The sequence below is a fragment of the Streptomyces sp. NPDC127106 genome (assembly GCF_042677605.1).
GTDB lineage: Bacteria > Actinomycetota > Actinomycetes > Streptomycetales > Streptomycetaceae > Streptomyces.
Map to the genome: position 1 here is coordinate 23,015 of NZ_JBHXTC010000009.1, position 26,056 is coordinate 49,070.

Genomic DNA, 26,056 nt, shown 5'->3' on the forward strand with positions numbered 1-26,056 from the left:
CGCCCCCGCCGGGGGCGGCGGCCGCCGCCCCCGCCCGGCGGGCGGGGGGGGGGCCGGGGGGGGCCGGGGGCGGGGGGGCGGGGGGGGGGGCCCCCCCGCGGCCTGGGCACCGGTCAGCTCGAAGCGGCGGCGCAGGACGAGGGCGATACCGGCGCCGCCGTGGGCGAAGTACACCTCGGCGGTACGGGACGCGGGGTCCCCGGTGACGCGGCAGCCGAGCCCGGTGAGCCGGACCCGGCGCAGCGGGGTGGTCCCGGGCTCGCCGGTGCCGTGGCGGCCGGTGCGGTGCCGGGCGGCCACCTCGGCGAGCAGCTCCGCGAACCGCTCGGGCCGGTGGCGGGCGCCCCGGGAGGCGTGCTCCGCGAGCTGCTCGGCGAGGTCGGCGATGGCGTCGGAGGTCCAGTGCATGCCGTGGCCCGCCAGTTCGCCGCGGACCCGGTGCAGGCCCGCGGTGAGCACGGGTCCGGTGTGCGCGGCGCCGTCCAGCAGGAGTTCGGCGGCGATCCCGGCGGCGGCCCGGGCGGTCTCGTCCGAGGTACGGGCCGGCCGGAGCGGTCCGCCGGCCCTGACCTCGGCCGGCGGGTCCGCCGGGTCGGCGGCGAGCGCGGCGCGGAACGCCCACACGGCGAGGGCCACGGCGGGGCCGCGGTGCTCGGGGCGGGCGTCGGTGAGGGCGTACCCGAGCGCACCGGGGACGGTGAACCGCACGGTGGCGGTGGCCAGTTCGGCCCGTGCCTCGGGCGCCCCCGGAGCCGGGTGGGTGAGCCGCGCGGAGTAGCCGCGGGCCAGGGTGCGGCGGGCGGCGGCGACGGCCCGCGCCCCGAGAGCCGCGGTGAGGTCCTCGTCGGTGACGCTGCCGGGCGACCACACCGGGGCCCCGTCCGGCCCCCCGCCCGTCGAGCCGGGCTCCGGGAGCGGCGCACCCTCACCGCCCGAACCGCCGGTCACACCGGCCCCGCCCACCGCGGCGGCGCCGCCGAGGGTGCGGGCCTGCGCACGGGCCCGGGGACCGGCGGAGGTGCCGGAGGCTCCGGAGCCGTCGACCGGTGAGGCGGCAGCGCGCCCCTCGGAGGAAGCGTGCCGCTCGGAGGAACCGGGCCCTGCGGAGGAACCGGGCCCCTCGGCGGCCTGCCCCCGGTAGGCCAGGATCAGGCCGAGCAGGTGACGGCACACACCGGCGGCGGCGCAGCTGCACGTCCCGAGGTCGAGCCCCGCCCCCGGCGGCAGCACGGTCTCGGTGCCGTCCGGGTAGCGCCCGGTGAGGCTGCCGTCGGCGGCGAAGCCCACCACGGCTCCGGCGCCCGCGGCGAGTTCCTTCGCGGCGCGTTTGACCAGGCCCCGGTTGGCGAGCGCGGCGAGGGTGTCGTCGGTGAGGGCCAGCAGGTCGGGGCGGGCTGCGGGGCCGGCGCTCATCGGCCGAGCCTTTCGGCGACGAAGGCGGCGAGCATGCCCGGGGTCATGGCGCCCACGTGGGCGCCGGCGTCGGCGATCTCCTGGGCGAGGTCCCGGTCGTAGGCGGGGGCGGCGTCCTCGTCGAGGGCGGCCAGGCCGAGCACGGTGCTGCCCTGCGCGACGAGCTGCCGCACGGTGCGGACCAGCCGGTAGCGGTCCCCGCCCTCGTAGAAGTCGGTGACCAGGACCACGATGGCCCGGCGGGGGTTGTCGATCAGCCCGGCGCCGTAGTCGACCGCGCGGGCGATGTCCGTGCCGCCGCCCAGCTGGACCCGCATCAGCAGCTCCACCGGGTCGGTGACATCGGCGGTGAGGTCGACCACGGAGGTGTCGAAGGCCACCAGGTGCGTGCGCAGCCCGGGCAGCCCCCACAGGGCGGCGGCGGTGACCGCCGAGTGGATGACGGAACCGGTCATGGAGCCGGACTGGTCCACGAGCAGGATCAGCTGCCACTGCTCCAGGTGCGGTCGGGTACGGGAGGAGAACCGGGGCCGCTCGATCAGCAGCCGCCGGTGCTCGGGCTGGTAGTGGGCCAGGTTCGCCCGGACCGTCGCATGGAAGTCGAAGTTCCGCGTGTGCGGGACGAGGCTGGGGCGGCGGGACCGGGTGCCCGTGAAGGAGCGGCGGATCTCGGGGGTGAGCCGGGCCATCAGCTGCCGGACCACGGCCTCGACGAGCCGCCGCGCCAGCCGCAGGACCTGGGGGTTCATCAGGTGTTTGGTGCGCAGCACGGCACGCAGCAGCGCGGGGCTGGGCCGGACGCGTTCCAGCACGGCCGGGTCGGTGACGATCTCGTGGATCCCGTACCGTTCGACGGCGTCCCGTTCGAGGCGCTCGATCGTCTCCCGGGGGAACAGCCGGTGGACGTCGTCGAGCCAGTCGACCGCGGTCACCGGGGACGGGCCGTCGCCGGCCCGCCGGATGCCCCGTTCGTCCTGCTCGGGGTCGCGACCGTACAGCCACTCCAGGGCGGAGTCGCGGCTGGCGGCGGCCGGGCCGAGGCAGCCGGTGTGGCGTTCGGCGGGGCTGCCCAGGATGAGCCGCCAGCGTTCCAGCCCGGGATCGGGGGCGGGCACCGAGCCGGGTGCGGCGTCGGCGGCGTCGGGTGCGGGGGCGGTCACGGGGCGGCTCCCAGGCCGTAGCGGTCGAGTAGGTGGCACACGTCGTGTTCCAGGCGCCGGGCCCGGGCGATGATCAGCGGGTCGGCCGGCGTCCGCAGCAGCCCGCGGGCGGAGCCGCGCACTCCGCGGCGTTCGATGAGGCGGGCCGCGATGCGTTCGCGTTCGCGGGGCGGGAAGTAGGCGAAGGCCTGCCGCAGCGCCGGCAGTCCGGCGAGGAACTCCTCCTCCGGCTGCTCGGTGACCAGGGCGTCGAGTACGCCGAGCAGGCCGTCGGCGCCACCGGCGGTCTCGACGGTGGCGCGGTCCTCGCCCGCCGGGCCGGCGGCGGGCGCGGTCAGTTCCTCGCGGGCCAGTGCGAACAGCCCGGCCAGCCAGTCGCCGAGGGCCGCGGTGCCGGCGACGGCGCGCACCGCGGCCGCGGCGTCGCCGACCCCGCCCGCTCGGCCCGCCCCGGCCCCGGCAGGGGCGTCCGCGGCGGCTCCGCCCGGGCCGTCCCCCAGGGCGCGGCACAGCCCGAACGCGGCGCCCCGCAGATCGGCGGGGGCCGCCGGGTCGGCGCTGATCCTGCCGCAGACCGCGGTCACCGCTGCCCGGTCCAGGGACAGCAGCGGTGCGGCGTGCAGCACGGCGTCCCGTACGGCGGTCAGCGCGCGCAGCCGGCCCCGGTCAAGGCCGCCGGGACCGTGCAGTCCCTCGGTCAGCCACAGCACCCGGGCGACGGCGGCGTCGACGAAGCCGGCCAGCAGCGGGTCGCCGGCGACCCCGTACACCCGGTCGTGCCGCCACAGCCCGATGGCGGTGTGCAGGGCCCCGCCGAGCAGGGCGGGATCGCCCGCCCGGTCCACGGCGGCCCTCAGGTGCGCGAGCAGCGGGCCGAGCAGCCCGGTCGCTCCGCAGACCACCGCGTCGAACAGGGTCTGCGCGAGGAGGTCGGGGGCGCCGCCGGCCGCCTGCACCTGCTCGCCGAGAGCGGTGGCGGTCGCGTCCTCCAGGGTCCTCCCGAGGCCCGAGGCCTCGATCAGCGCGGCCTCCCGGGAGCCCGCGTCGGGGCACGGCTTCCAGCGCTCGGTGGCCTCGGGGTCGGCGCCGTCCACGGGGCCGCGGGTGCGGGCGTAGCCCGGGACGCCGAGGACCCGCAGGCAGTGCAGGACGCGGCTGGCGGCCAGCCCGCCGGGTTCGGTGAGGCGGAGGGTCACGGCGCGGGCGCCGTCCAGACCGAGGGCGGCCAGCCGCGCGGTGACGTCGTGCACGATCGGCGGAACCGGCGTGTCCGGGTGGAGCCGGCCGGTCCGCTCGCCGCGGCCGGCGGCCACCATCTCGACGAGGACGGGGTGGGTGCCGGGGTGCAGCGGGCCGCGCCGGGTCCACGGCAGGGGTTGGTCGACGGCTTCGTCGAGGAGGGCGCCGGCGAGCCCGTCGAGCAGGTCGAGCCGGGCGGGCCGGTGGTGTCCGCGGAGTGCGGCCAGGCCCTGCGCGGTGGCCCGGGCGGCGATGAGGGCGGCCGTGGACACGTGCCGGCCGAGGCCGCGGAGCCGCTCGGTGACGTCCTGCACCAGCATCTCCCCGGCGGCGGCCGGGCCGTGTTCCCACACGTGCTGGTGGAAGCCGGGGGAGGGCATGCCGGACTGGTAGCCGGTGAAGGAGTCGAGCTGCCGGAACGAGTACGGGACGAGATGGCTGCCGGCGAGGGCGCCCGCGCCGGGCCGCGGCACCGCCGGAGTCCCGTCCCCGCCGGCGGCTCCCGTGCCTGCCGCCCGTACGTCGTCCACCCCGTGGGCCGGCACCCGGCGGCGCACGGCCTCGGGGTCCGCCGCCCCGAGCCCGGTCCCGCGGTGCCCGCCTCCGCTGAGGGCGACGAGCGCGGGGCGGTGGAAGCCACCGGTGACGACCAGGACGTTGCCCGCGCCGGGTTCCGCGAGGGCGGCGCGGACCCAGGACGCCATGTACTCCTCGCGGGCCCGGTCCGAGGCGTCGGCCCCGGTGTCGCCGCGGACCACGTCGAAGTACAGGGCGAGCCGTTCGGCGAGGGCCTGGTCGTCCTGCCCGCCGGGCTCCGCCGCCTCGAACATCCGGTCCCACAGGGCGTCGGCCGAGTCCACGCCGAACCGGTCGCACAGCCGGGCGGTGGCCCGCTCGTAGCGGGCCTCGGCGTCCGCGTACCGGTTGCTGCGGCCGGCGAACGCGGGATGCCAGGCGGGCAGGTCGATGAAGCGGACCTGCGCGCCGGCCGCCCGGCCCTCGGTGAGCGCCACCCACTCGGGGGAGTAGTCGCAGAACGGGGTCCACGAGGTGGCGGTGCGTTCCGCGTCGCGGTAGTGGCTGAACACGGCGATCGGCAACCGGTGGCCGAGCAGCAGCTCGCCGAGCCGGTCGTTGAGGTCGGCCGGTCCCTCCACCAGCACGTGGCTGGGCCGGAGCGCGGCGATGGTCCGGGAGACCAGCCGCGCGCAGGCGGGAGAGTGGTGGCGGACCCCGAGGAAATGGGCCGTCAGGGTGCTCACCCCGCCAGCAGGTGCCGGGCCGCGTGCAGGTCCTGCCAGGCCGGTGAGGTGCGCCGGGCGGCACGCTGCTCCAGGTAGCGGCGCAGCCGGGCCAGGTCCTCCGGGGCGTCCTTGGCCGCCGTACCGGCCAGGCAGGTGACCAGGTCGGCGGCGTTGCCCGGCTCGCCGCGCAGGAACCAGCCGCGGACGCCCACCGCGTGGGCGACGGCGACCGCCTCGGCGGTGCTCATGACCGCGCTCATGCGGTCGGAGCCGCCGTGTCCGCCCTGGTCGGGGCCGTCGCTTCCGGCGCCGCCGGCCCGCAGTTCCCGGAAGGTGGTGACGAGGACGTCCACGATGTCCGGGTCGGGGGCGACGGTCACGCCGGAGGCGCGCAGCAGGGCGGTGGCCTCGGCCTCGACGAGGGCGGCTTCGGCGTCCCGGTCGGCGATCGGGAACACCGTCTCGAAGGTGAAGCGGCGCTTGAGGGCGGCGCTCATCTCGTTGACACCGCGGTCCCGGGTGTTGGCCGTGGCGATCACGTTGAACCCGTGGGCGGCGAACGCCAGCCCCGCCTCCCCCGGGAGTTCGGGGATCGTGACGACCCGCTCGGAGAGCAGCGACAGCAGGCAGTCCTGCACCTCCAGGGGGCAGCGGGTGATCTCCTCGAACCGGACGAGCCGGCCCTCCAGCATGCCGCGCAGCACCGGCGCGGGCACCAGGGAGCGCTCGGAGGGGCCCTCGGAGACCAGCAGGGCGTAGTTCCAGGAGTACTTGATCTGGTCCTCGGTGGTCGCGGCGCCGCCCTGGACGACCAGGGTGGAGTCGCCGCTGACCGCGGCGGCGATCAGCTCGGACAGCAGGGACTTGGCGGTGCCGGGTTCCCCGACGAGCATCAGGCCCCGGTTGGTGGCCAGGGCGACCAGGGCCCGTTCGGCGAGGGAGCGGTCGCCGACGAACTTGCGGCTGATGCCGGTGTCCGGATCCCCGGTGACGAACCGGAGCGCGGCGCGCAGGCTGAGCTGCCAGCCGGGCGGGCGGGGCGCGTCGTCGGCGGCCCTGAGCGCGGCCAGCTCTTCGGCGTACCGGATCTCGGCGGGCGGCCGCTGGACGGTGCGGGCGGTCGTCATGCCGTCAGCTCCGTGAGGTCGGCGAGCACTTCGGAGGCCAGGACCGGGTCGAGGTCGGCGAACTTCAGCGGGTGGTCGCTGCTGTACCGGTAGTCGCCGGGCGTCGTGTCGAGCCAGACGGTCTCCAGCGTTTGCTCGGGGTACACGTCGACCGCGCCCACGGCGATGCCCTCGTCGGGGGCGATGACGAGGTGGCAGTTCCTGCCGAGACGGCGGGAGATCCACCGCTCCACCCCGTTGTCCTCGGGGGTGCCGCGCTCCCAGCCGCGCTTGGTCAGGCCGAGGAGCCGGCCCACGGGGACGGTGATGCCCTCGAAGCGGGCGAGGCGGTGCCCGGCGGCCTCCTCCTCGGTGACCGCGTACACGGCCCGGCCGAGCTGCGGGAACGGCTGCACGACCTCGTAGTCGGCGAACAGCTCCGACCAGGCGGCGATCGCATCGGCGCCCAGGTGCAGCGGGTGCGGCAGGCTGACGACGGCGTCCGCGCCGAGCGTGAACGCGTCGTCGTCCGCGTCGGCGAGGCTGCGGTCCTCGGCGATCCGGAACTCGACGGCCGAGCCGCCGTCCTCGGCCCGCCACACCAGGCGGCGCGCCAGGTGCCACACCAGCGGGTGCTCGGCGAACAGCGTGCGGAACTCCCCGGCGGTCCAGGTGCGGCCGTCGACCATGGCCGCCTCCAGGCGGCGCACCTGGTCGGCCGCGATGGCGCGTACCTCCTTCTTCAGGGCGGCGAACCGCTTGCGTTCGGCGGGGGCGAGCTCCGGGTCGTCCTTCACGCCCGGCTTGGGCAGGTCCTTGAGGCGCTTGCCGGCGGCGTCGGCCACGTACGGCCTCAGCTGCTCGTCGAAACCGACCGTGAAGCGGCGGCTGCCGTAGTCGACCGTGGTGGTGCCGTCCGCGTCGAGCCCGAAGTCGGGCACCAGCCGGTCGGACAGCTGCTCTCCGGTCAGGCCGAGGCCCGCGGCAACCTCCGCTATCTTCTCGCCGGCACGGGCCTTGAGGGCCTTGAACTTCGCCCGCTGGGCAATGGTGTGCAAACTGAGCAGCGCGTTGTCGGTGCCGATCGCGGCGAGCACGTCGAGGCCGTCGACGGCCCGGTGGTGGGCGCCCTCCCCGGGCCAGCTCCGGATGACCGGGCTGAGCAGCCGGACGGTGTCGTCGTCGCCGGTGCCGCCGAGCTGGTGCAGCGCCCAGGCGTCCTTGGCCGGCATGCCGGCGAGCCGCCACTCGTCGAACACGGCCCAGCCGAACTCGGCGAACGAGGCCGGGTCGGCGATCTCCCGCACCTCCTCCACCCCCGGATACGGGCTGCCGGGCGCGCCGAACGCCAGCATGCGCAGCAGGTGCCCGGTGGCCCCGGTCGGCAGGGCCTCGCCGGTGCGCAGCTTCAGCTGTGGCAGGACGGCCGGGTCGGCCCAGACACCGGGTTCGACCGTTTTGGCGGGCAGCGCGGTGACCAGCGGGTCGGCGTCCAGGAGTTCACCGATCGCGTCGACGGCCTGCGGGCCGTGACCGGCGGCGGCCTCCCGGACGGTGTCCGGGCCGTGTGCGGCGGCGATCGTCCGGAGCGCGGCCTCGGCGGCGGTCCGCGGCTTGCCGGGCTTCCCGAGGGCGTCGGGGACGAGCAGCCGGGCGGCGTCCCCGGCGTGCCGGACCAGCCAGGAGTGGGCGGTACGGCCGGCGGACTTGAGGCGGACCAACCAGTCGGCCATGAGCCGCGCCGTGCGCAGGTTCACGTACGGCATGAGCAGGACGCCCATGGTGGCGGGGAGGCGGACCGCGACGCCGAGGGCCATCCGCAGGGCGTCGGCCTCGTGGCGGGCGATCAGCGGCATGAGGGTCTCGGCGCCCTCGTAGGTCCAGTCGGGGCCGTCCCAGGCCGCGATGAGGGGGCGGACGACGTCGGCCGGGCCCATCGTGAACAGGATGAGGGAGTCGTAGTCGCAATCGAGCCGGCCGGCCTGCGCCCGGGCGGCGAGCTTCTCCAGGTCCCGGCCCGCGGCCCAGCCCGGGATGCTGTTCTCGGTGGCGGCCCACTCCTCCCGCTCACCCGGCAGCCAGCTCATGCGGGTGTCCTCGGGGGCGCTCAGCCCGGCGACCGTACGGGGCTTGGTGCGGGCGCGCACGCGGGTCCACGGCGGGCTGACGAGGACCTCGGGCAGGGTGGCGGCGTCCGCCTCGGCGAGCTGCCCCTCGCGGCGGGCCAGCGGGCCGACGAGGTCGGCGGCGCCGGCGGGGAGTTCGGGCAGGACGTCCAGGGCGAGCTCGCGGTGCGCGGCCACGTGCGCCTTCAGCATGCGGCGGGCCAGGGACGCGTTCGCGGTCGTTCCCTCGGAGCCCTCCGCGAGCAGGCGCATGGCGCGCACCGGGTAGCGGCGGGCCGCGGTCAGCAGGGCCGGCCGGATCGTCCGGTCGTGGATCCGGCCGAGCAGGGTGCGGAAGGCCTCGTCGCAGGGGAGTTCGGCCAGGGCCTCGGCATGGGTGCGCAGGGTGTCGACGTCGGCCCAGGAGTGGTGGAACGGTTTGGTGAGGAGCGGGGCGAGGTCCGCGCCGAGGCCGTCGGCGCACGTCGCGATGAGCTGCGCGCTCCAGCCGTGCCAGCCGAGGTCGAAGCCGCCCGCCAGGACCGCGGCGACGTGCTCGGCGGTGCCGAGGGACGCGGCGAGCATGAAGACCTCGTTGCCCGAGCCGTTGGAGCCGGAGGGGAGCCGGCCGGCACAGCACTCCCCGACCCAGTCCAGCTCGTCGGGGACGACGAAGCTCACGCTGATGCGGCGCGCGGTGTCACGCTGCCCGGCCATGGCCTCGACGGCGGCCCGGTACTCGGCCTCCGGGGCGCTCGCGAGGAGCTGCCGGGCGCGCCCGGCGACGGGGATCGGGTTGCTCCTCCAGCCGTTGCCGTCGGAGAGCCAGCGGACACCGGTGACGGTCACGCCGGAGCCGGTGCGGGGATCGGTGTGCCAGCCGGGCGTGACCTGCCCGAACTCGACGGCGGCGCGGGCGGCGAACGGCAGACCGTACCGGACGGCCCAGGCGTCCACGAACAGCTCGCGGTTGCTGCCGCCGTGGCCGGCGCGGACCAGGTGTGCCAGGACGGCGGCACCGAGGGGGTCGGGCGTTCCGGCGAGGTGGGCGCGGGCCGCGGCGACGAGGACGGGATCGCTGTGCGGGAAGTCCAGCACCAGGGCGACCTGTTCGGCTTCCTGTTCGAGCCAGGCGTCGGTCCGGTCGGGCGCGGACGCCGCCGCGGACGCCGGCCGGGACACCCCACCGCGCCGCGGCAGCACGTTCCGCTTCCATGCTTCGGGGAGTTCGAAGGCGTCCTCGTCGACCCGGGCCGGGGCCGTGCCCGCCGCCGCGGACGCCTGCGGGTCAGCCGTGGTCCCCGCCGTGCCGTCGGCGCTCGCTCCGGCCGGGGCGTCGCCGGCCGCGGCCGCGGGGCCCTCGGAATCCGCCCCACCGGCTTCGACCGGTGCGTATCCCTTCTTCTCGCGGGTGGCGACGGCCTTGGCGAAGTACGTGCGGGCTTCCTCCGCGGTGCCGAAGTCCTTCACCTGGGTCTGCCCGGTCGTGCCGGTGCGGCCGAAGCGGAGGGTCACCGAGGTGCCGTCCACCCCACCCTCCCAGAACTTCGCCGACCCGTCCCCGACGTACTCCCAGCGCTGCACGGCGCCCCTCCGTTTTCCCGCGTGATCAGTTGCCGGAACCCTAGCGGCGGCCACTGACAACGCCCCCGGGCGGGGTGCTCGCGGACTCAGGCCCGTTCGCCCGCCCGGACGCCCGAAGAGTCGCGCAGGAACGGCAGGTCCCGGTCGCCGACGTCCTCCCGTGGTCCCGCGGCGCGCAGGACCACGTCCAGGACCCCGTCCGGCTCGGCGGCGTAACAGTGCGCGAACCACGGCATGTTGGCCTCCACCACCGCCCAGCCGCCGTCCGAGAGCCGCCCCACGTCGAGGCAGACCGCGCTCGGCAGCTCCTCCGCCGTGGTGTCCAGCACCTCCCGGGCGAAACCGTGGACCTGCCCGTCCAGCGGTGCGGGATCGGGGCGCCCGTACACGGCGTAGCGGCTGCCCGCGCGGACCTCGCCGTCGAGGACGAACAGCCGGTACTCGGCCGCGAACTCCACCACGCCGCTGACCAGTACGGGCGTCGCCGCGTCCAGGGCGTCCGGCAGCCGGGAGCCGTCCTCGTACACGGCGGCGGGAAGCGCGTCGATCTTCGCGGAGGGCGGCTTCACGAAGGCCCGCCCGGCCAGGGAGCGCGCGTCGCCCAGCGTCGTCAGCCGGACGGGCCGCCCGAGCAGCGCGCACGGCACCGTCGTCAGCCAGTCGTCGGCGGGTTCGAGGAGTCCGAGGCCGAGCCGTCCGCCGAGCCGGTCGGCGGCGAGCGGGCCTCCGTACCAGTGCGTCCGGCGGCCGCCGGCCTCGGCGGCGTGGCCGACGACGTCGTACCCGCGCCAGGCCGCCGCCTGCCCGAGCAGTTCCGCCGTGGACGTACGGGGCGGATGGAGGAGGAGGGCGGTGGCCGGGCCGTGATGCATGGCGACGAGCCTACGGTGCCCCCAACGCGCGCGACGGTCCCTATACTCGCCACCAGGCCCGGTCCCCGCCCGCGGGCCCGCGCAGGCCCGCGCAGAGCGGCGACGCCGGAGCACAGCTGACGCGGGACCTCCCGCTCCCGCCGCCGCTCCTGTCGCCCCCGCGGTCGTCGCCGCTCCCGCCGGGACCGGAGCCACGCCCCCGCCCAGCCCAATACCGGCGTCCCACCGGCCCGGCGGCGACGCTGGAGGGCCGGGCGGGGGACCGCGCCCGGGAGGAAGGAGCGCGCGCGGTGGCACCCGTACCCGAGGAGCTCCCGCCCGGATCCCCGGGCGGGAGGCCGGACGAGGGCACCGGCCGGTACGGCGAGGCCCTCTTCCGCCCGGAACACCCGCAGGAGGGCGAGCGCATCGACCGGGCGGCGCTCGTCTACGACCCGTTCACCCGGGCCCGGCTGCGCAGCCTCGGCGTCGGCCCCGGCTGGCGCTGCCTGGACGCCGGCGCGGGCACCGGCACCGTCGCCCGCTGGCTCGCCGACGAGGCCGCGGCCGCCGAGGTCGTCGCCCTCGACCGCGACACCAGCCACCTCGCCCCGTTCGCCGGCCCGCGGCTGCGGGTCCGCGAAGCCGATCTCACCCGGCTCGCCGCCGAACCGGACCTCGGCACCTTCGACCTGGTCCACGCCCGGTTCGTGCTCATGCACCTGCCCGCACGCCGCGACCTCGTCCGGGCCCTCGCCGCGCGCCTCAACCCCGGCGGCTACCTCGTCCTCAGCGACGCCGCCGACGTCCCCGACCCCGCCGACCGGGACTCCGCGTACCGCCGCACCCTGGACGCCATGTGGCGGACCCTCTCCGAGACCATCGGCACCGACATCACGGCCGTACGCGCCCACCCGCACGTCCTGCGCGCCGCGGGCCTGGAAGGGGTCGCCGCGGAGCTGGTGTGCCCACCGCTCACCCCGGGCGCCCCCCTCGCCGCCTTCTGGAGCGAGACCTGGGAGCGGATGCGGCCCGACCTGCTGGCGGGCCGCCTCGACGCCGCCGTCCTCGACGAGGCCCTCGCCTACCTGGCCTCGCCCGTGCTCGCCGAGCTGGGCCCCGGCATGCTCACCGTGTGGGGCCGCCGCCCGGCGCCGCGTCAGTAGCGCACCGCCCTGGCGGTCTCCGCGGTGATCTTGCCCGAGAGGGTGTGCGTGCTGCGGGCCGTCCCCTCGCCCTTGGCCTTCCCGGCCACGTTGTCGACGGTGACCACGACCACGTCCACGGTGTTGCCGCCGTCGTTTTTGAAGTTCACCTGCACCGCGAAGGACTTGGCCGAGCTGTCGGTGTTGTCCACCGTCACCGGCACCACCGCGTAGCCGCCCGAGTCCGTGGACGGGGTCCCGAGCGTAACGGCGTCCTTCGCGTTCACGCCCTTGATCTGATCGAGCTTGTCCTGGGCTGCTGCGGACGCCGAAGCCACCGTGTCCGCGGCCCTCGACGCGGCCGCGGAGACCTCCGCCCCGGCGGACGCCACCGCCGACGCCGCCTTGGACACGGCCTCCGAAGGGGACTCGTCGCCCGCGCAGCCCGCCGTGCACAGGGCCGCCACCGCCGCCACCGCACCGGCCAGGACGCGTCCGGCCGTGTGCCACTGCCTCTGGGGAATCTTTCGCATGCGACCAGTCAACGCTGAGACGTCCGCGGAGCCGGGGCGACCCGGCACGGCATACGGATGACGGCTTGCAGGTTTCGGATCGTCAACTATAGTTACGGCAACGGGCGTCAACTATAGTCACGCCTGCGGAAAGGAGGCGGCAGGCACGTGGCGGAATCAGCACACGGACCCGACGGACCGGACACAGCCCGGTCGGACCGGACCTCCGTTCCGGTTCCGGTCCCGGCCGCCGGCGCTCCCTTCTGCGACCGTCTCAACTTCCTGTTCGACCGGGTGCGTCCGCCGGGCGCGGAGGAGTACACCAACGCCCACGTGGCCCGCACCATCTCGTCGTACGGCGAGGACAGTTACACGCGGTCCCACATCAGCCTGCTCCGCGCGGGCAAGCGCACCCCGACCATCACCATGGTCCCCCTCCTCGCCCGGTTCTTCGGCGTGGAGGCCGCCTATTTCGTCGAGGACGAGGTCACCCGGAAGGTGGCCACCCAGTTCGAGATCCTGCGGAAGCTCAAGGAGAACGGCGTCGAACAGATCGCCCTCCGCGCGATGGGCGTCTCGGCCGCCGGCCAGCGCAAGGTGCTGGCGGCGCTCGAAGCCGTGCGCAAGGAGGAAGGCCTGCCCGCCGACCCCGAAAGGGACCTGCCGTGACCAGCGGTCCACGTCGCCAGGAGAGGAGGAACTCCCATGTGGTTCAGCCGTCGTAGCCGCGGCACCAGCCGCAAGGCCCACGAGGCCCACGAGGCCGAGCGTCGGAACCGGGAGTTCGTCGAAGGCCTCGGCCTGCCCGAGGTCGACAGCGTCCTGGACCTGGTGCCGTTCATGGAGGAGTACCTCGACCGGTCGATCCGGCTCATGCCCTTCGTCTCGGACCCGACCGACCCCGACTCCCTCGACGCCTCCGCCCCGTGCGGCCTGTGGCTCGCCACCGGCGAAACGGACTACGTGTTCTACGACACCGCCATCAGCCGCGCGCACGCCGAGATCATCGTGGGCCACGAGTTCGGCCACATGCTCAAGCGCCACCGCGGCAACGCCTCCGTGGAGGCCGGCAGCCTCGGTGGCCTCATCACCGACATCGACCCGGCCACCGTCCAGCTCGTCCTCGGCCGCACCCGCTACAACGAGCCGGAGGAGTTCGAGGCCGAACTCCTCGGCTCCCTCCTGCAGGAACACGTGAGCACCGCCCGCCCGTCGGCCCTCCGGGAAGCCGACCCCATCACCCGCACGCTGCTGCGCTGACCGAACAGGGACCCGTGAAAGACATCCTTCACCCCCTGTGCCTGGCCATCGCCGGAACGGGGTTCCTCATCCTCATACGTGACCTGGGCAAGAGCCGCCGCGACCCGGCGCTCGTGGCCCTGGCCTTCACGTACGGCTTCTCCGCGCTCAGCTACGCCGTCTCCCTCACCTGGGTGTGGGTGCGCATCGACGGCCTCCTCGGCGTCCCGAACATCGTCGTGCCGATCGCGCAGGGCTTCGTGATCGTCGTCCTGGCCCTCCAGGCCACCGTCCTCGCCCACTGGTCGAAGCCCCCTGCCGAGGCCCGCCGCCGCAGCCGGCTCCTGCTCGCCGCGGCCGCCGCGGTCATCGCCGCCATGGCCGTGCTGTTCGCCTCGCTCACCCCGGCCACCACCCGGCCCACCGACTTCTCCCTGTACTACGCGCACGATCCCGTCTTCCAGGCCTACGTGCTGCTGTACTTCGGCACCTACAGCGTCGCCGAGACCTACCTGGCCGTGTCCTGCTGGAAGTACGCCCGCACCGCCACCACCCCGTCGATCGCCTTCAGCCTGCGCCTCGTCACCGTCGGCGCCGTCATCACCCTCGGCTACAGCGGCATCCGCATCGCCGCCGTCATCGGCGCCGAGACCGGATTCAGCGTCAGCCACCTCAACGGCTTCGCCTGGGCCTGCGGGGACATCGGTGCCACCCTCACCCAGATCGGCTACCTCATCCCGACCGTCGCCCGGCGGGCCGGCAGCGTCCGCGACTGGGCCACCGCCCACCTCAGCTACCGGCGCCTGGGCCCCCTGTGGACCGCGCTCGACCAGGCCGACCCCGGCATCACCCTGCGCCGCCCGACCCACCAGGGCCAGGACGTCCTGCGCGGCCGCAGTGCCCACTTCCCCCTGCTGCGCCGCCGCGTCGAGATCCGCCAGGGCCAGAAGCTGATGCGCCGCTACCTCGACCCGGCCGTACGGGCGGAGGCCGAGACCCGCCGCGCCGGCGAAGGCCTCACCGCCGCCGAGTTCGCCGCGGCCGTCACCGCCGACCAGATCCGCGCCGCCCTCCTCCGGCACGCGGCCGACGACCCCGTGGACACCCCCGCCGAGTACGCCGACGCCGAGCTCACCCTCGCCACCACCGAGGACGAGCTCCTGCACCTCCAGCGCGTCGCCGCGTACTTCAGACCCCCCACGGCCGACAGCCGCCACAGCGCATCCGACGTCCGCAGCGCCACCTCAGGAGCCCGTTCGTGATCCTCCGACGCACCCTGCTGATCGCCTCCACCGCCGTCGCCGCGGCAGCCTCCATGGCCACCATGACCGCGGCCGCCCGCTCCCGGGCCGGCGCCACCGCGAGCACGCCCCTGCACCTGGCGCCCGCCCGCGACCAGCTCGCCGCACTGCGCCGCCGCACGACCACCAGCCGCGCCCTGCTGGAGCAGTACCTCCAGCACATCGACAAGACCAACCCCGGCCTCAACGCCGTCATCACCCTGGACGCCGACGGCGCCCGCGCCGCGGCCGACGCCGCCGACCGCCACATGGCCAGGACCGGCAAGCCGCTCGGCGCGCTCCACGGCCTGCCCGTCACCGTCAAGGACGCCCTGGAGACGAAGGGACTGCGCAGCACCTGCGGCGCACCCGACCTCACCGACCACGTCCCCGACCAGGACGCCGACGCCGTCGCCCGGCTGCGCGCCGCCGGCGCCGTCATCGTCGGCAAGACCAACGTCCCGGTCATGTGCCAGGACCTCCAGACCTCGAACCCGCTCTTCGGCACGACGAAGAACCCGTACGACGACACCAAGACCGCCGGCGGATCCTCCGGCGGCCCCGCCGCGGCCGTCGCCACCGGCATCACCAGCCTCGAACTCGGCTCCGACCTCGCCGGCTCCCTCCGCCTCCCGGCCGCCTACTGCGGCGTGTACGCACTGCGCCCCAGCGGCGGCATCGTTCCCACCCGCGGCCACATCCCCCGGCCGCCGGGCTGGCTGTCCAGCTCCGACATGCTCACCCTCGGCCCGATCGCCCGGACCGCGGACGACCTCGACGTCCTCCTCGACGTCCTGGCCGCACCGGCCCCCGCCGAGGCGGCCGCCTGGCGGATCGAGCTGCCGGCGCCCAGGCGCCGCCGCCTCGCGGACTACCGCGTCGGCCTGTGGCAGGACGACCCGTACTGCCACGTCGACGAATCGATCCGCCGGCTCCTGGACGAGATCGCCGGGATCCTGCGGTCCGCCGGCGCCACCGTCGACGACACCACCCGGCCCGTGCAGCTCGCCGACAGCGACCGGCTGTTCCAGCGCCTCATGTTCGCGACGGCGAGCGCCACCGCCACCGACGCCGGCTTCGCCGACGACATCGCCGCCGCCGACCGGATCCCCGTCGACGACCCGAGCGGGATCTTCCTCCACTCGCGCACCATGCGGCACCGTGATTGGCTGCGTGCCAACGAGGAACGCGAGAAGCTGCGCGGCCACTGGGCCGACTACTTCACCACCCACGACGTCCTCATCACCCCGGCCGTCCCCAGCACCTGCGTCGACGACCAGACCTCCAGCCCCGTCCCGAGCCGGTTCATCACCGTCGACGGGCAGAAGCGCCCGTACTTCGACCAGACGGCATGGCTGAACCTGGCCGGCCACGTCAGGCTGCCGGCCGTCGTCATGCCCGCCGGGAGGACGGCCGACGGCCTGCCCCTCGCCGTCCAGATCATCGGCCCCTACCTGGCCGACCGCACGGTCATCGACATGGCCAGGCACCTCGCGCGGAAGCTCCCCCCGCCCGCGCAGCCGCCCGCGTTCACCGCGTGACCGGGCGCCCATGACCGGGCCCGCTCTGCCCCCACGGGGGTGGGGCGGGGTGGGCCCGTACGACGACGGCAGCGGGGCCCCGGGAGAACCGGAGCCCCGCTGTCCGTCCATCAGGACGTCGAAGGGCCCGGATACCGACGGGGGAAACGGTACCCGGGCCCTACGATCATCATCTTAGTCCCCTTCGTCCCCTCGGGTCGCCGCGGCGGTCAGCCGAACGCGCCGACTCCCGGGAGTCACTTCCCCTCGCACAGCGCCGAGTTCAGCAGCTGCTCCATCTGCACCGCCGGGATGTTGGTGGTGAGGTGGGCGTTGGTCACCACCGCCGCGTGGCGGCCGTCCTCGGTGACCAGCGTCTGCGTGTAGTACCCCGGCAGCATGCCGTTGTGCCCCCAGGCCACGCCCCCGCACGGAAGCGGCTGCCTGATGAGCCCGAGCCCGTACCCCCATCCGGCGGCCGGGTCCCCCACGTCGACCGCACGCTTCATCTCCGCCAGGGCCGCCGGCGACATCAGCCGGCCGCCGAGCAGCGCGTGGTAGAAGACGGTCAGGTCCTGCTGGGTGGAGACCACCGCCCCGGCCGTGCTGAAGAACGAGGGTTCGAAGGGCAGCACGTCGGTCCAGAAGAAGAACGAGCCGACCCGGATGCCGTGGTACCCGCGTACGGTCGGGGCGGGCAGGCTCCGGTCACCGGGCGCCGGGAAACGGGTCTGCGTCAGGCCGAGCGGCTCGATGACGCGGCGGGTGATCACCTCGTGGGCGCGCTGGCCCGTCACCTTCTCGAGGAGCATGCCGAGGACCTCGTAATTGGTGTTCGAGTACTCGAACTTCGTGCCCGGCGCGGCGGCCGACGGCCGGCGCAGCCCGTCCGCGACGAGCGCGGCCAGGGTGTACGTGCCGTCCGCCTCGGCCCGCGGGGCGGGCGCGTTGTTGACCGGGATCCCGCTGGTGTGCTGGAGCAGCTGGCGGACCGTGATGACGCCGCCGTTGTGGCCGTTCCCGGCGACGACGCCCGGCAGGTACCGCTCGATCGGCGTGTCGAGGGCGACCTTGCCCTCGTCGACCAGCTGCAGGACGGCCACTGCGGTGAAGACCTTGCTCTGGCTGCCGGTGCGGTAGTGCTCCGTCGGCTGGATCGGCCGGTTGGTGTTGATGGTTCCGGTGCCGACCGAGAGGTCCCACGAGCCGGCGCCGTCACCGGCGTGGACGGCGGCCCCCGGGCCGGCGTGGGACTGGAACGTCTTGAGTGCCGCCAGCGTGGCGGCGTGGTCGGCGGCGGCAGGGGAAGGGACCGGGGCCTGGGACTGGTTCCGGGGCGGTGCGGGGGCCGGGGCGGCCTGGGCCTGGACCGGTAAGGACAGTGTGAGCACTGCGGCGCAGACCGCGCCGGCCAGCGCGGAGAACCGGACCTGGCGTGCGAGCGAAGGCATGTCTTCTCCTTGGTGGTGGGAGGGGTAGCGATCACATCCGGCCATGGGGCGCCGGGTGGTGCCGGCCCGGCCGGCCGTGCACGAGGGGTGCGGTGCCGCCCCGGGCCTCCTTGGCAAGGGACCCCACGGCCACGCTGACCTGAAGGCCTGTGAAACACCGCACAGCCCGCGCACGGGGGAAGCATCCTCGCCCGCACCCCCATGCGGGTTGGATGGGTTCCCGGAGGACGGGGCCGTGCACCCCCCACGCCGGATGTGATCCGTGGTCATTCAAACGGGCGTCGCGGCCCGTGTCCCGGCCCGGTGACCATGCCGAACGGTTCCCGGACAATCGCCGGACATCCGGCGCCCGCCGGCCCGCCGCACCCGCCCACGGACAAGGAGGAACGAGACATGGGACGCCAGGAACGGCCGCTCGACCCCGGCCGGGACCCGTTGGCCCGGTTCGCGCACGACTTACGGGAGCTGCGTCGGCAGGCCGGGAGCCCGCCCTACCGCCAACTGGCCACCCGCGCGCACTACTCGGCCTCCACGCTGGCCGAGGCCGCGGCGGGCAAACGCCTGCCCGGCGCCGCCGTACTGGCCGCCTTCGTCGACGCCTGCGGAGGCGACGCGGAGGAGTGGGAACGGCGCCGCATCGCCACGCACCGCCTCATCACCGCCCCGACACCGGCCCCTCTCCCGCCCGCCCCGACACCGGTCCCTCTCCCGCCCGCCCCGACACCCGCCCCGACACCCGCCCCGGCCGCGCCCAGGCGCCGTATGCCCGACAGGCCTCCCCGGCCGGCGCCCCGGCGGCGCCGCGGCCGCTCGGCCGACCTGGTCCTCCTGGCCGCCCTCCTGGCGCCCGGTGCGTTCGCGGCCGGGGACGCGGGCCCCCGGAACACCACCCTGTCCCGCCCCGACGGAACGCACACCGCGGCCGCGGACCCGTCGGCGGACACCCGGTTCCCCGACGACGGCCGGTGGCTGCGCGCCGACTCCGACATCCCGGAGCGCTACCGGGCCCTGATCGTCGACGCGGGCACCACCTGCCACGTCCCGCAGATCACCCCGGTGCTGGTGGCAGCCATGCTCAACGCCGAGAGCGGGTTCGACCCCGCACTCAGCGACCCGGCCAAGGACGAGTACGGCATTGCCCGTTGGACGCCCCGCGTCCTGCGGTACTACCTGCCGCCCGACCGGCAGCACACGGTCCCGGAGCCGCCGTTCAGCCCCGAGGACTCGATCCCCGCCATGGGCAGGATGCTCTGCGCCGTCGCTCCCGAGCTGGAGGGCGTGCCCGGTGACCCCGCCCTCAACCTCGCCGCCGCCTACCGCATCGCCACGTGGAGAGTGCAGCGGCAGGGCGCCGAACTGGAGGGCATCCGGCCCTACCTGGAGCAGGTCCGCACGGCCATGCTCCGGTACCGACCCGAGCCGCCCCGCCCGCCGGCCGCGGCCGCACCCGGCGGGCGGTGACGCAGACGGGAACGGGTCACGGGGCGGCGAGGCAGCCCAGGCGGTCGGCCGTGACCGGGGCGCCCTCGGCGACGTTCCGGTCGTAGGTGACCTGCTTGACGGTGACGGTGCGGGCGCCGACGGCCACGTCCAGGTACGCGTCGTGGCCGGGCACGACCTGCCGGCGCGCTCCCGGCAGGGCCGCCGCCAGGGTGGCCGCGTCGCCTTCCCGCCCCGGTGCGTACCGGATCAGCGGAGGCCCCGCCGGGCGGGCCTGCGGCGCCGTGGCGGAGGTGTCGGTGACGAGGAACCCGCCGGCCAGCAGTGCCGCCGCCACGGCGGGCTCGTCCACCCGGACCTTGATGCCGGCGGGGTTGGTGGGCGCCGGGCTCTCGGGGACGGGCTGGATGCGCCGGTCGCCGGTGATCGGCCGGTCCGCGGCGAGGGCCTCCCACAGGGCGCGGGAGCGCTCCGCGTGCCACAGGAGGGTCGAGCCGACGCCGGGCACCCGGTGGTCGAAGGTCTTGATCGGTACGGTCGCGAACTCGGTCCGCTCCGGGCCCAGCCGTCCGAAGGCCGTGCCCAGGCGGACCAGGTCGGCCAGGTCGGTGCCGGTGCCGGTGCGGACGGACAGAAGCAGGGTGCGTGCGGTCGCGGCGGCGGCGAGGGGATCGGCCAGGGCGCCCTCGACGGTGAGCCGGGTCAGCAGGTCCGAGACGGCGCGCTGCTGGCGCCGTACGCGGCCGAGGTCGCCCGGGCGCTCGATGTGCCGGGCACGGACGTAGCGCAGGGCGCCGTTCCCGTCGGCGTGGTGCATGCCCGGCGTCAGGTCGAGGCCGGAGTTCTCGTCCTTCAGGTGCTTGTCGGTGCACAGGGCTGCCCCGCCGAGCCCGTTGACGGCCTGCTCGAAGCCCGTGAACCCGGTTTCGAGGTAGTGGTCGACGCGCAGGCCGGTCGCCTTCTCGACGGTCTTGACCGTCAGGGGTCCGCGGCCGCGCGCGTACGCGCCGTTGATCTTGCCGAGGACGCCGCTGCCGTCGGCGTACTCGACGTACGAGTCGCGCGGGATGGACACGATGCTGGCGCGGCGGGCGTCCTGCGACAGGTGCACCAGCATCATCACGTCGGTGCAGTTGCACCCCGCGCCCCCGACGTGCAGCCGGTCCTTCTCCGCCTTCGACAGCCCGGTGCGGCTGTCGATCCCGACGACCAGGATGTTCGTTCCCCTGGCTCCCGGAGCGGAGCGGTCGTCGCCGGGCGACGGGGGACCGGCCCAGGCCGCACCCGAGACCAGCGTCGTCAGCAGGGTCAGCGCAGTGGCAAGACGGAGCAACGCCTACTCCCCAGGGCCGGGCGGACCGACGGGCCGGCATCTCGCCGGTCGGCGGATCGGACGCCGAGGGTAGCGATTCCGGCCGACCGGGCCCCGGTTACACGCCGGGGGCTGCTCCTGTCGGGGCGCCATCAACACCGTAATGGAGCGGTACGTTGTCCACTGCGGGCCGCGCCCGCCCCGCCGGGCCCGTGGCGAACGCCCGCAGCACGTTCTCGGTGACGGTCCGCGTGAACGCCCCTGCCCGGCCGTCCAGTCCGTGGTTGGCCTTCCCGCCGCCGGGCCCCGAGGCGTCCAGGGCCTCCACCCAGCGCATGGTGCCCGTCGCGAAGAGGCCGGCCCCGGAGGGCAGGGACGCGTACACCGTGTCCGCGTACGTGTGCCGCCCCTTGCACACGACCGGCGAGTGCGCCAGCACCTCGATCGGCCGCGGCGTGGGGTACCTGAGGTCGATCCGGTCGTACTCGACGCCCACCAGGTGCGCGAACGCGTCGCCCTGCGCGGCGCCGGTGCCCGCCAGGAGCCAGTGGCCCGGGTGGGTCACCACATAGGGCGCGTCCACCGGGTACCCGTCGTAGATCACCCCCAGCAGACTGCTCTCGGGCTCCGGCGCGGGCGCCCGCCGGAAGTCGTTGGTCGGCGGCAGACCGCGGCGGAAGCCCGGATCCAGGGCGTAGTCCTCCTTGTAGCAGACGACGGTCCGGTCGGCGCCGACGGCGGAGTCCTCGAACCGGACGCGCCGGTAGCAGCAGTTCGCCCCGAACACCGCCAGGTTCGTGCCCGCGTCCCGGGCCGCGGCGGTGTGCTGGCGCTGCTCCGGGCTCCAGTACTCGTCGTGCCCCGGGGACAGCAGCGCCACCGCCCCGGGAAGCAGCCGGCGGTCACGCGCCAGGTCGATCCCCGTCGCGTACGCGAGGGGCAGCCCCAGCCGCTCCGCCAGCGCGACCAGCGGCGCCTCGTACGTCAGGAACAGGCCCGCGCCGTGCGCGTTCTGGTACGGCCGGTCGAAGGAGACCGCGAGCGAGCGCGAGGCCTTCTTGCCCGTCGAGCCCTTGTACAGGTCGGCCCCGCCCCACCGGTTGTACGCCTGCCAGGTGGCGACCGCGTTGACCAGCAGCATGCGGCCCGCCGCCGAGGCGGACCGCACCGTCAGCGGAACGTACCGCTGGGCGGGCTCGCCGCCGCCCGCGGTGTCCAGCCGCAGCAGGTAACTGCCCTCCGGCCAGCCGGCGGTGTCGACCTCGGCGGTCTGCTGCCACTCGGCCCACGCCCTGCGCGTGACCGTGTCGACCCGGGCCGGCGGCTGGAGCTGGCCGGGCAGCACGGGGGAACGCCACACCAGGCGGGCCCGGGTCCCGCCGTACCAGCCCATCCGGTAGGCGGAGACGGTGTAGGAGGCCGCCGTCGTCGACACCCGCAGCGGGAGCCGCTCGCCCGCGAACACCGAGGTGCGGTCGGCGAAGCCCTCGATCGCGCGGGCGGCCCCGGCCCGGGTGATCCGCCAGCCGGCGTCACCGGGCCGCCGGTTCTCGGCCCGTACGTCCAGACAGCCCCGACCGCCGCCACCGCAGGCCGCGGCTGCGGGCCGGGAGCCCGTGGCCGCCGCCGAAGCCGCCGACGCCGCCGTGGACGCCGTCACGGCGAGGGCCGCCGCGAGTCCCAGCACCCGTCGGCGCCCCGGGCCCGTACCGCTCCCGGGCTCCGCCGGTCCGGTGTCGTCGACCCGTCCCACGGCACCTCCTCGCCTCGGCCGGGGCCGTGCCCGCGGCGCCCCGGCACGGTCGCCCGGTCACCGTACGGCACGCCGCCCGGGCCGCGGCGAACGACAGGCCGGAGCGGACGCGGGGACGGTCGACTACTGCGAGGCCCCGGTGCCCGCGTCCGGTGCCGGCAGCACCTCGGCGCGGTCGAGGAAGGCGAGCACCGCCCGCTTCTCGGGGAGGTACACCTCGGGCAGGTCGATCTCCGGCAGGGTGATCTCCCCGTGCTGGACGAAGCCGACCCGGGTCAGCATCGCGAGGGCCTTTTCGTTGCGGGCGTCGGGCTCGGCCACCGCACGCAGGACCGCCGGGTCGCGGAAGGCGAAGCGGATGAGCGACCCGACGAGGGTGCGGCTGAAGCCGGGGCGCGGGCGGCCGGCCGCCGGGGCCAGCATGAGGTGGACGCCGATGTCGCCCTCCCGCACCTCGTAGCACTCGCTGACCCGGTCCTCCTCCGGCTGGTACGTCTGGAACAGCGCCACCGGTTCGTCGTCCAGCCGCACCATGAAGGCGTGGTGGGTGTCGCGGCGGTCCACGTCCTCGTAGATCTCCTGGACCAGTTCACGGCTCGCGCCGTTCATGCCCCAGAACGATGCGCGCTCCTCGATGACCCAGGCGTGCAGCACGGCGGAGTCCGCCGCGGGGTCGACGGGGGTGAAGCGGACGGTGCCGAAGCCTTCGACGGTCTCGGTGTGGACGTCCGCGCGCGGGGAAACGAGGGCGGTGTCGTCGGGTCTCATGCGGTGTTCTGTTCCTTCGTCTCGGATTGCGGGTACGCGCGGGGGGTCTGCTGCCCCGGCGGTGTCGTACGCCCCCCGGGCCTCGGTGTGCACACCGCCGCCCAAATGCATTAGGTTAGGCTGGCCTTACTGTATCGGGGTTCAGGGGAAGGGGCGGACGTGGGCGTCGCCAAGGGTTGGGAGGGTGTGGTCCTCAAGCTGCTGCGGGGCAAGGACTTCACGTTCACCGTCACGGGGGCCGAGCAGGTCACCCCGCAGTACCGCCGGGTCTGGTTCACCGACGGCGGGCTGCTCGCCGCCGCGGGGGAGTCCCTGCACCCGACCATGTGGGTCCGCCTGTGGTTCGACGACGACGGCAAGCCCCACCAGCGCGCCTACACCCTGGTCGACCCCGACGCCGCGGAGGGCACGTTCGCCCTGGAGTTCGCCCTGCACGACGGCATCGCCAGCGACTGGGCGCGGAACGCCAACCCCGGCGACACCATCGAGGCCACCGTGCAGGGAACCGGCTTCAGCGCCCCCGCGCCCGCCCCGGAGCGGCTGCTCGTGATCGGCGACCCGGCCTCGCTCCCGGCCATCAACTCCCTGCTGGACGCCTACCCGCAGACCCCCGCCACCATCTGGTTCGAGACCCAGCACGAGGCCGACGCGGACCTGCCGGTACGGCTCCACCCCGACCGGCACGAGATCCGGCGCGTCCCCCGCTCCGGCGACGGCGCCGCCCTCGTCGAGCGGATCCGTGCCGAACTGCCCGCCCTGGCCTCCGACCCGGAGTCGGCGTACGTGTGGCTGGCCTGCGACACGGCGACCACCCGGACCCTGAGCGGCTACCTGCGCAAGGACCTCGGCCTGCCCAAGCAGCGCGTCAACAGCCTGGGCTACTGGCGGGCCGCGGCCTGACCTCCGGTCCGCCGGGCCGCGGCGCCGGCCGCGACGGCGAGGAGGCCCGGGGGTCGTCACTCGGCGGTCAGACGGAGGCGGACCTCCGCCTCCGAGACGTCCTCCAGGTGGGTCAGGAACACCCAAATGTGGCCCGAGGGGTCCTTGAGGATGACGGTGCGGTCGCCGTGGAACATGTCCGTCGGCGGCTGGAGGACCTCGGCTCCGGCGGTCCTCGCGCGCTCCGCCAGGCCGTCGACGTCCGGCACGAAGACGTGCAGGGTGACGGTCGTACCTCCGCCGAGGGAGGTCGGCGCGACGAAGGAGGCGGCTTCGGCCTCGTCCACGCCGGCGTCGCCCAGCATCAGGGTCGACTCCCCGATGCGGATCTCGGCGTGCAGGATCCCGCCGCCCGGAGCGTCGAGCCTGAACTCCTCGCGGGCGCCGAACGCACGCTCGTAGAACGCGATCGCCGCGGCGGCGTCGTCGACCATGATGTGCGGGATCACCGCGTAGCGGTAGCGGTCGGGGGTCGCGGTGGCGACGGTGTGCTCGGTCATGGCGAACTCCTCTGGGGCGGGCCCGGGTTCGGTTCCCGCGGCACTGAGGAGACCGTAAGAACTCAACCTTGGTTCAGGTCAAGCGTCCGCCGTGGCCGTGGGGAGCCCTCGGGTTGGAGGGTGTGGTTCCGGATGGGGCGCGGGATGCGGTACGATCGATCTCGAGCTCGCCGCCGCACGACGTGGTGGTGGGACCGGCGTTGGTGGTCCAAGGAAAGGCACCCCACTTCCTGTGGGGGGATGCAGGTGCAAGGCCTGCCCAGCGCTCGATCAAGGCCCCGGCCTCCTCAGTGGAGTCCGGGGCCTTCGCCGTGCACAGCATGCCGCCTGGGCGCCGTCGAGGCGCACCTGCACGAGACGTGACGCCGCCGTCCTGCGGCGCACCGTCGTACGCGACCTCGAAGACCGTAGCCGGGCGACCTCGATGGTCATGGCTCCACCCCCCGTCACGGCCCTACTGGTTCCGGCAGCGCGGCGCGTTCAACCCGTGCGGTGGGCCGTGAGCAGGAGGTACTCCCATTCCATGACGCCGTCCCGGGTGTTCTCCTCGGCCAGGGCGTCGAGTTCGCGGTCCAGGGCGGCCGCCCGGTCGTGGTCGTCGCCGATGGCGCGGTAGACGGCGATGGTCGGGCCGTAGCACGCCTTGAAGAAGGTACGGAAGTCCCCGCGGTCGGGGAAGGCGTCCACGCGGACGGTCGTGCGGCGGGAGACCACGTCCGTGACACGGTCGCCGAGCAGCCCGTACCCGTGCTCCTCGTCGCCCCAGAGGGGCGGCGGTTGGGCCCCCGGAGGCGGGGGAGGCGCGTACGGTTTCATCGTCGTGAACATCCGGCCGATGAACCCCTCGGGAGTCCAGTTGGTGAGGCCGACCGTGCCGCCCGGGCGGCACACGCGCAGCATCTCGTCGGCGGCCGTCTGGTGGTGCGGGGCGAACATGATGCCGAAGCAGGACATCACGACGTCGAACTCGCCGTCCGCGAAGGGCAGGTGCTCCGCGTCCGCCTCCCGCCACTCCAGGTGCGCGCCGCGCACCGCGGCCAGGTGCTGGCCCACTTCGAGGAGTTCGGGGGTGAGGTCGCTGGCCACCACGTCGGCGCCGGCGAGAGCGGCGGGGATGGCCGCGTTGCCCGAGCCCGCGGCGATGTCCAGGACGCGGTCCCCCCGGCGTACGCCGCACTCCCCGACGAGTTCGGCACCGTTCTCCGGGACGACGTGGGAGGCCACGGACGGGTAGTCGCCCATGGCCCACATGGTCCGGTGGCGGGCCTTCAGCGCGAGATCGGCCGCGACCGGGTCGGTCGCATCGGACATGACCGCCTCCAGGGCTCGGACGTGCCCCTTCTCCGAGCATAGGCGGGTCCGGCCGGTACCGCCGTTCGGGTGAACGGCGGACGGCCGGCGCGGTGGTGGTGTCCGGCGGGAGCGGCCCGCACGGCGGCCGGGAGGCCCTCCCCCGACGGGAGGGCCGGCCGTCGTGCGGGCCGCGGTCGGCAGG

At 75.1% G+C, this 26,056-nt stretch carries 19 protein-coding genes and 1 pseudogene; 7 read left to right on the forward strand and 13 right to left on the reverse strand.

Annotated elements, in window-relative coordinates; all coding sequences use genetic code 11:
• The 6 genes and pseudogenes from ACFVGY_RS11615 to ACFVGY_RS11640 all read right to left on the reverse strand — a co-directional run.
• A pseudogene (locus ACFVGY_RS11615) lies at positions 1–1,413 on the reverse strand (hypothetical protein); the annotation flags it as partial.
• A complete protein-coding gene (locus ACFVGY_RS11620) occupies positions 1,410–2,573 on the reverse strand; it encodes a VWA domain-containing protein (RefSeq protein WP_385674609.1) in 1,164 nt (387 codons plus the stop codon). The pseudogene ACFVGY_RS11615 and the gene ACFVGY_RS11620, both read right to left, overlap by 4 nt.
• Complete coding sequence (locus tag ACFVGY_RS11625) at positions 2,570–5,074, reverse strand: DUF5682 family protein (RefSeq protein ID WP_385674612.1); 2,505 nt, start codon at positions 5,072–5,074, stop codon at positions 2,570–2,572. The genes ACFVGY_RS11620 and ACFVGY_RS11625 overlap by 4 nt, the downstream gene beginning before the upstream one ends.
• On the reverse strand, positions 5,071–6,183 hold the full coding sequence (locus tag ACFVGY_RS11630; RefSeq protein WP_385674615.1) for an AAA family ATPase: 1,113 nt from the start codon (positions 6,181–6,183) through the stop codon (positions 5,071–5,073). Before ACFVGY_RS11630 ends, ACFVGY_RS11625 begins: the two co-directional genes overlap by 4 nt.
• On the reverse strand, positions 6,180–9,851 hold the full coding sequence (locus ACFVGY_RS11635) for a DUF4132 domain-containing protein (protein ID WP_385674618.1): 3,672 nt from the start codon (positions 9,849–9,851) through the stop codon (positions 6,180–6,182). Before ACFVGY_RS11635 ends, ACFVGY_RS11630 begins: the two co-directional genes overlap by 4 nt.
• Before the next feature lie 86 nt (positions 9,852–9,937).
• Positions 9,938–10,723, reverse strand: coding sequence for an ATP-grasp domain-containing protein (locus ACFVGY_RS11640; RefSeq protein ID WP_385674621.1), 786 nt, complete (start codon positions 10,721–10,723; stop codon positions 9,938–9,940).
• Between the two features lie 290 nt (positions 10,724–11,013).
• On the opposite strand from ACFVGY_RS11640, the gene ACFVGY_RS11645 reads away from it, so the two are divergent.
• On the forward strand, positions 11,014–11,868 hold the full coding sequence (locus ACFVGY_RS11645) for a methyltransferase domain-containing protein (protein ID WP_385674624.1): 855 nt from the start codon (positions 11,014–11,016) through the stop codon (positions 11,866–11,868).
• Here ACFVGY_RS11645 and ACFVGY_RS11650 read toward each other — a convergent pair.
• A complete protein-coding gene (locus ACFVGY_RS11650; RefSeq protein ID WP_385674627.1) occupies positions 11,862–12,380 on the reverse strand; it encodes a hypothetical protein in 519 nt (172 codons plus the stop codon). The two genes, ACFVGY_RS11645 and ACFVGY_RS11650, sit on opposite strands and share 7 nt — an antisense overlap.
• A 147-nt stretch (positions 12,381–12,527) precedes the next feature.
• On the opposite strand from ACFVGY_RS11650, the gene ACFVGY_RS11655 reads away from it, so the two are divergent.
• From ACFVGY_RS11655 to ACFVGY_RS11670, 4 genes are read left to right on the forward strand one after another with little or no spacing between them, the layout of a single operon-like run.
• The gene (locus tag ACFVGY_RS11655; protein WP_385674629.1) at positions 12,528–13,028 is read left to right on the forward strand and encodes a hypothetical protein; all 501 of its coding nucleotides are present in this window, start codon (positions 12,528–12,530) and stop codon (positions 13,026–13,028) included.
• Between the two features lie 36 nt (positions 13,029–13,064).
• Positions 13,065–13,619, forward strand: coding sequence for a hypothetical protein (locus ACFVGY_RS11660; protein WP_385674632.1), 555 nt, complete (start codon positions 13,065–13,067; stop codon positions 13,617–13,619).
• A gap of 14 nt (positions 13,620–13,633) precedes the next feature.
• Positions 13,634–14,860, forward strand: coding sequence for an MAB_1171c family putative transporter (locus ACFVGY_RS11665; protein WP_385674635.1), 1,227 nt, complete (start codon positions 13,634–13,636; stop codon positions 14,858–14,860).
• Positions 14,857–16,419, forward strand: coding sequence for an amidase (locus ACFVGY_RS11670; protein ID WP_385674638.1), 1,563 nt, complete (start codon positions 14,857–14,859; stop codon positions 16,417–16,419). Before ACFVGY_RS11665 ends, ACFVGY_RS11670 begins: the two co-directional genes overlap by 4 nt.
• Positions 16,420–16,655: 236 nt before the next feature.
• Here the strand turns inward: ACFVGY_RS11670 and ACFVGY_RS11675 are convergent, their stop codons facing one another.
• Positions 16,656–17,849, reverse strand: a complete 1,194-nt coding sequence (locus ACFVGY_RS11675; protein WP_385674641.1) for a serine hydrolase domain-containing protein — start codon at positions 17,847–17,849, stop codon at positions 16,656–16,658.
• A gap of 393 nt (positions 17,850–18,242) precedes the next feature.
• On the opposite strand from ACFVGY_RS11675, the gene ACFVGY_RS11680 reads away from it, so the two are divergent.
• Positions 18,243–19,310, forward strand: coding sequence for a helix-turn-helix domain-containing protein (locus tag ACFVGY_RS11680; RefSeq protein ID WP_385674644.1), 1,068 nt, complete (start codon positions 18,243–18,245; stop codon positions 19,308–19,310).
• Positions 19,311–19,326: 16 nt separating this feature from the next.
• Here ACFVGY_RS11680 and ACFVGY_RS11685 read toward each other — a convergent pair whose 3' ends face one another.
• From ACFVGY_RS11685 to ACFVGY_RS11695, 3 genes are all read right to left on the reverse strand, one after another.
• Positions 19,327–20,622 carry an LCP family protein gene (locus ACFVGY_RS11685; RefSeq protein ID WP_385674647.1) on the reverse strand — a complete coding sequence of 432 codons (1,296 nt, stop codon included), beginning with the start codon at positions 20,620–20,622 and terminating at the stop codon, positions 19,327–19,329.
• 97 nt (positions 20,623–20,719) lie between these two features.
• Complete coding sequence (locus ACFVGY_RS11690) at positions 20,720–22,354, reverse strand: N,N-dimethylformamidase beta subunit family domain-containing protein (protein WP_385674650.1); 1,635 nt, start codon at positions 22,352–22,354, stop codon at positions 20,720–20,722.
• Between the two features lie 123 nt (positions 22,355–22,477).
• On the reverse strand, positions 22,478–23,122 hold the full coding sequence (locus tag ACFVGY_RS11695; RefSeq protein ID WP_385674653.1) for a GNAT family N-acetyltransferase: 645 nt from the start codon (positions 23,120–23,122) through the stop codon (positions 22,478–22,480).
• A 159-nt stretch (positions 23,123–23,281) separates the two neighbouring features.
• Here ACFVGY_RS11695 and ACFVGY_RS11700 point away from each other — a divergent pair, with 159 nt between their 5' ends.
• A complete protein-coding gene (locus ACFVGY_RS11700) occupies positions 23,282–24,022 on the forward strand; it encodes a siderophore-interacting protein (RefSeq protein ID WP_385674655.1) in 741 nt (246 codons plus the stop codon).
• A gap of 56 nt (positions 24,023–24,078) precedes the next feature.
• Here ACFVGY_RS11700 and ACFVGY_RS11705 read toward each other — a convergent pair whose 3' ends face one another.
• Together ACFVGY_RS11705 and ACFVGY_RS11710 are read right to left on the reverse strand one after the other, a co-directional pair.
• The gene (locus ACFVGY_RS11705) at positions 24,079–24,561 is read right to left on the reverse strand and encodes a VOC family protein (protein WP_385674658.1); all 483 of its coding nucleotides are present in this window, start codon (positions 24,559–24,561) and stop codon (positions 24,079–24,081) included.
• 480 nt (positions 24,562–25,041) lie between these two features.
• Entirely contained in the window at positions 25,042–25,872 is an 831-nt protein-coding gene (locus tag ACFVGY_RS11710) for a class I SAM-dependent methyltransferase (RefSeq protein ID WP_385674660.1), read from the reverse strand.
• Positions 25,873–26,056: the final 184 nt, after the last annotated feature.

Excerpts from the sequence above, each read along its gene's own strand:
- ACFVGY_RS11630 (WP_385674615.1), bottom strand. The coding sequence starts at position 6,183 with ATGACGACCGCCCGCACCGTCCAGCGGCCGCCCGCCGAGATCCGGTAC.
- ACFVGY_RS11640 (WP_385674621.1), bottom strand. The coding sequence starts at position 10,723 with ATGCATCACGGCCCGGCCACCGCCCTCCTCCTCCATCCGCCCCGTACG.
- ACFVGY_RS11650 (WP_385674627.1), bottom strand. The coding sequence starts at position 12,380 with ATGCGAAAGATTCCCCAGAGGCAGTGGCACACGGCCGGACGCGTCCTG.
- ACFVGY_RS11660 (WP_385674632.1), top strand. The coding sequence starts at position 13,065 with ATGTGGTTCAGCCGTCGTAGCCGCGGCACCAGCCGCAAGGCCCACGAG.
- ACFVGY_RS11675 (WP_385674641.1), bottom strand. The coding sequence starts at position 17,849 with ATGCCTTCGCTCGCACGCCAGGTCCGGTTCTCCGCGCTGGCCGGCGCG.
- ACFVGY_RS11680 (WP_385674644.1), top strand. The coding sequence starts at position 18,243 with ATGGGACGCCAGGAACGGCCGCTCGACCCCGGCCGGGACCCGTTGGCC.
- ACFVGY_RS11695 (WP_385674653.1), bottom strand. The coding sequence starts at position 23,122 with ATGAGACCCGACGACACCGCCCTCGTTTCCCCGCGCGCGGACGTCCAC.
- ACFVGY_RS11705 (WP_385674658.1), bottom strand. The coding sequence starts at position 24,561 with ATGACCGAGCACACCGTCGCCACCGCGACCCCCGACCGCTACCGCTAC.
- ACFVGY_RS11710 (WP_385674660.1), bottom strand. The coding sequence starts at position 25,872 with ATGTCCGATGCGACCGACCCGGTCGCGGCCGATCTCGCGCTGAAGGCC.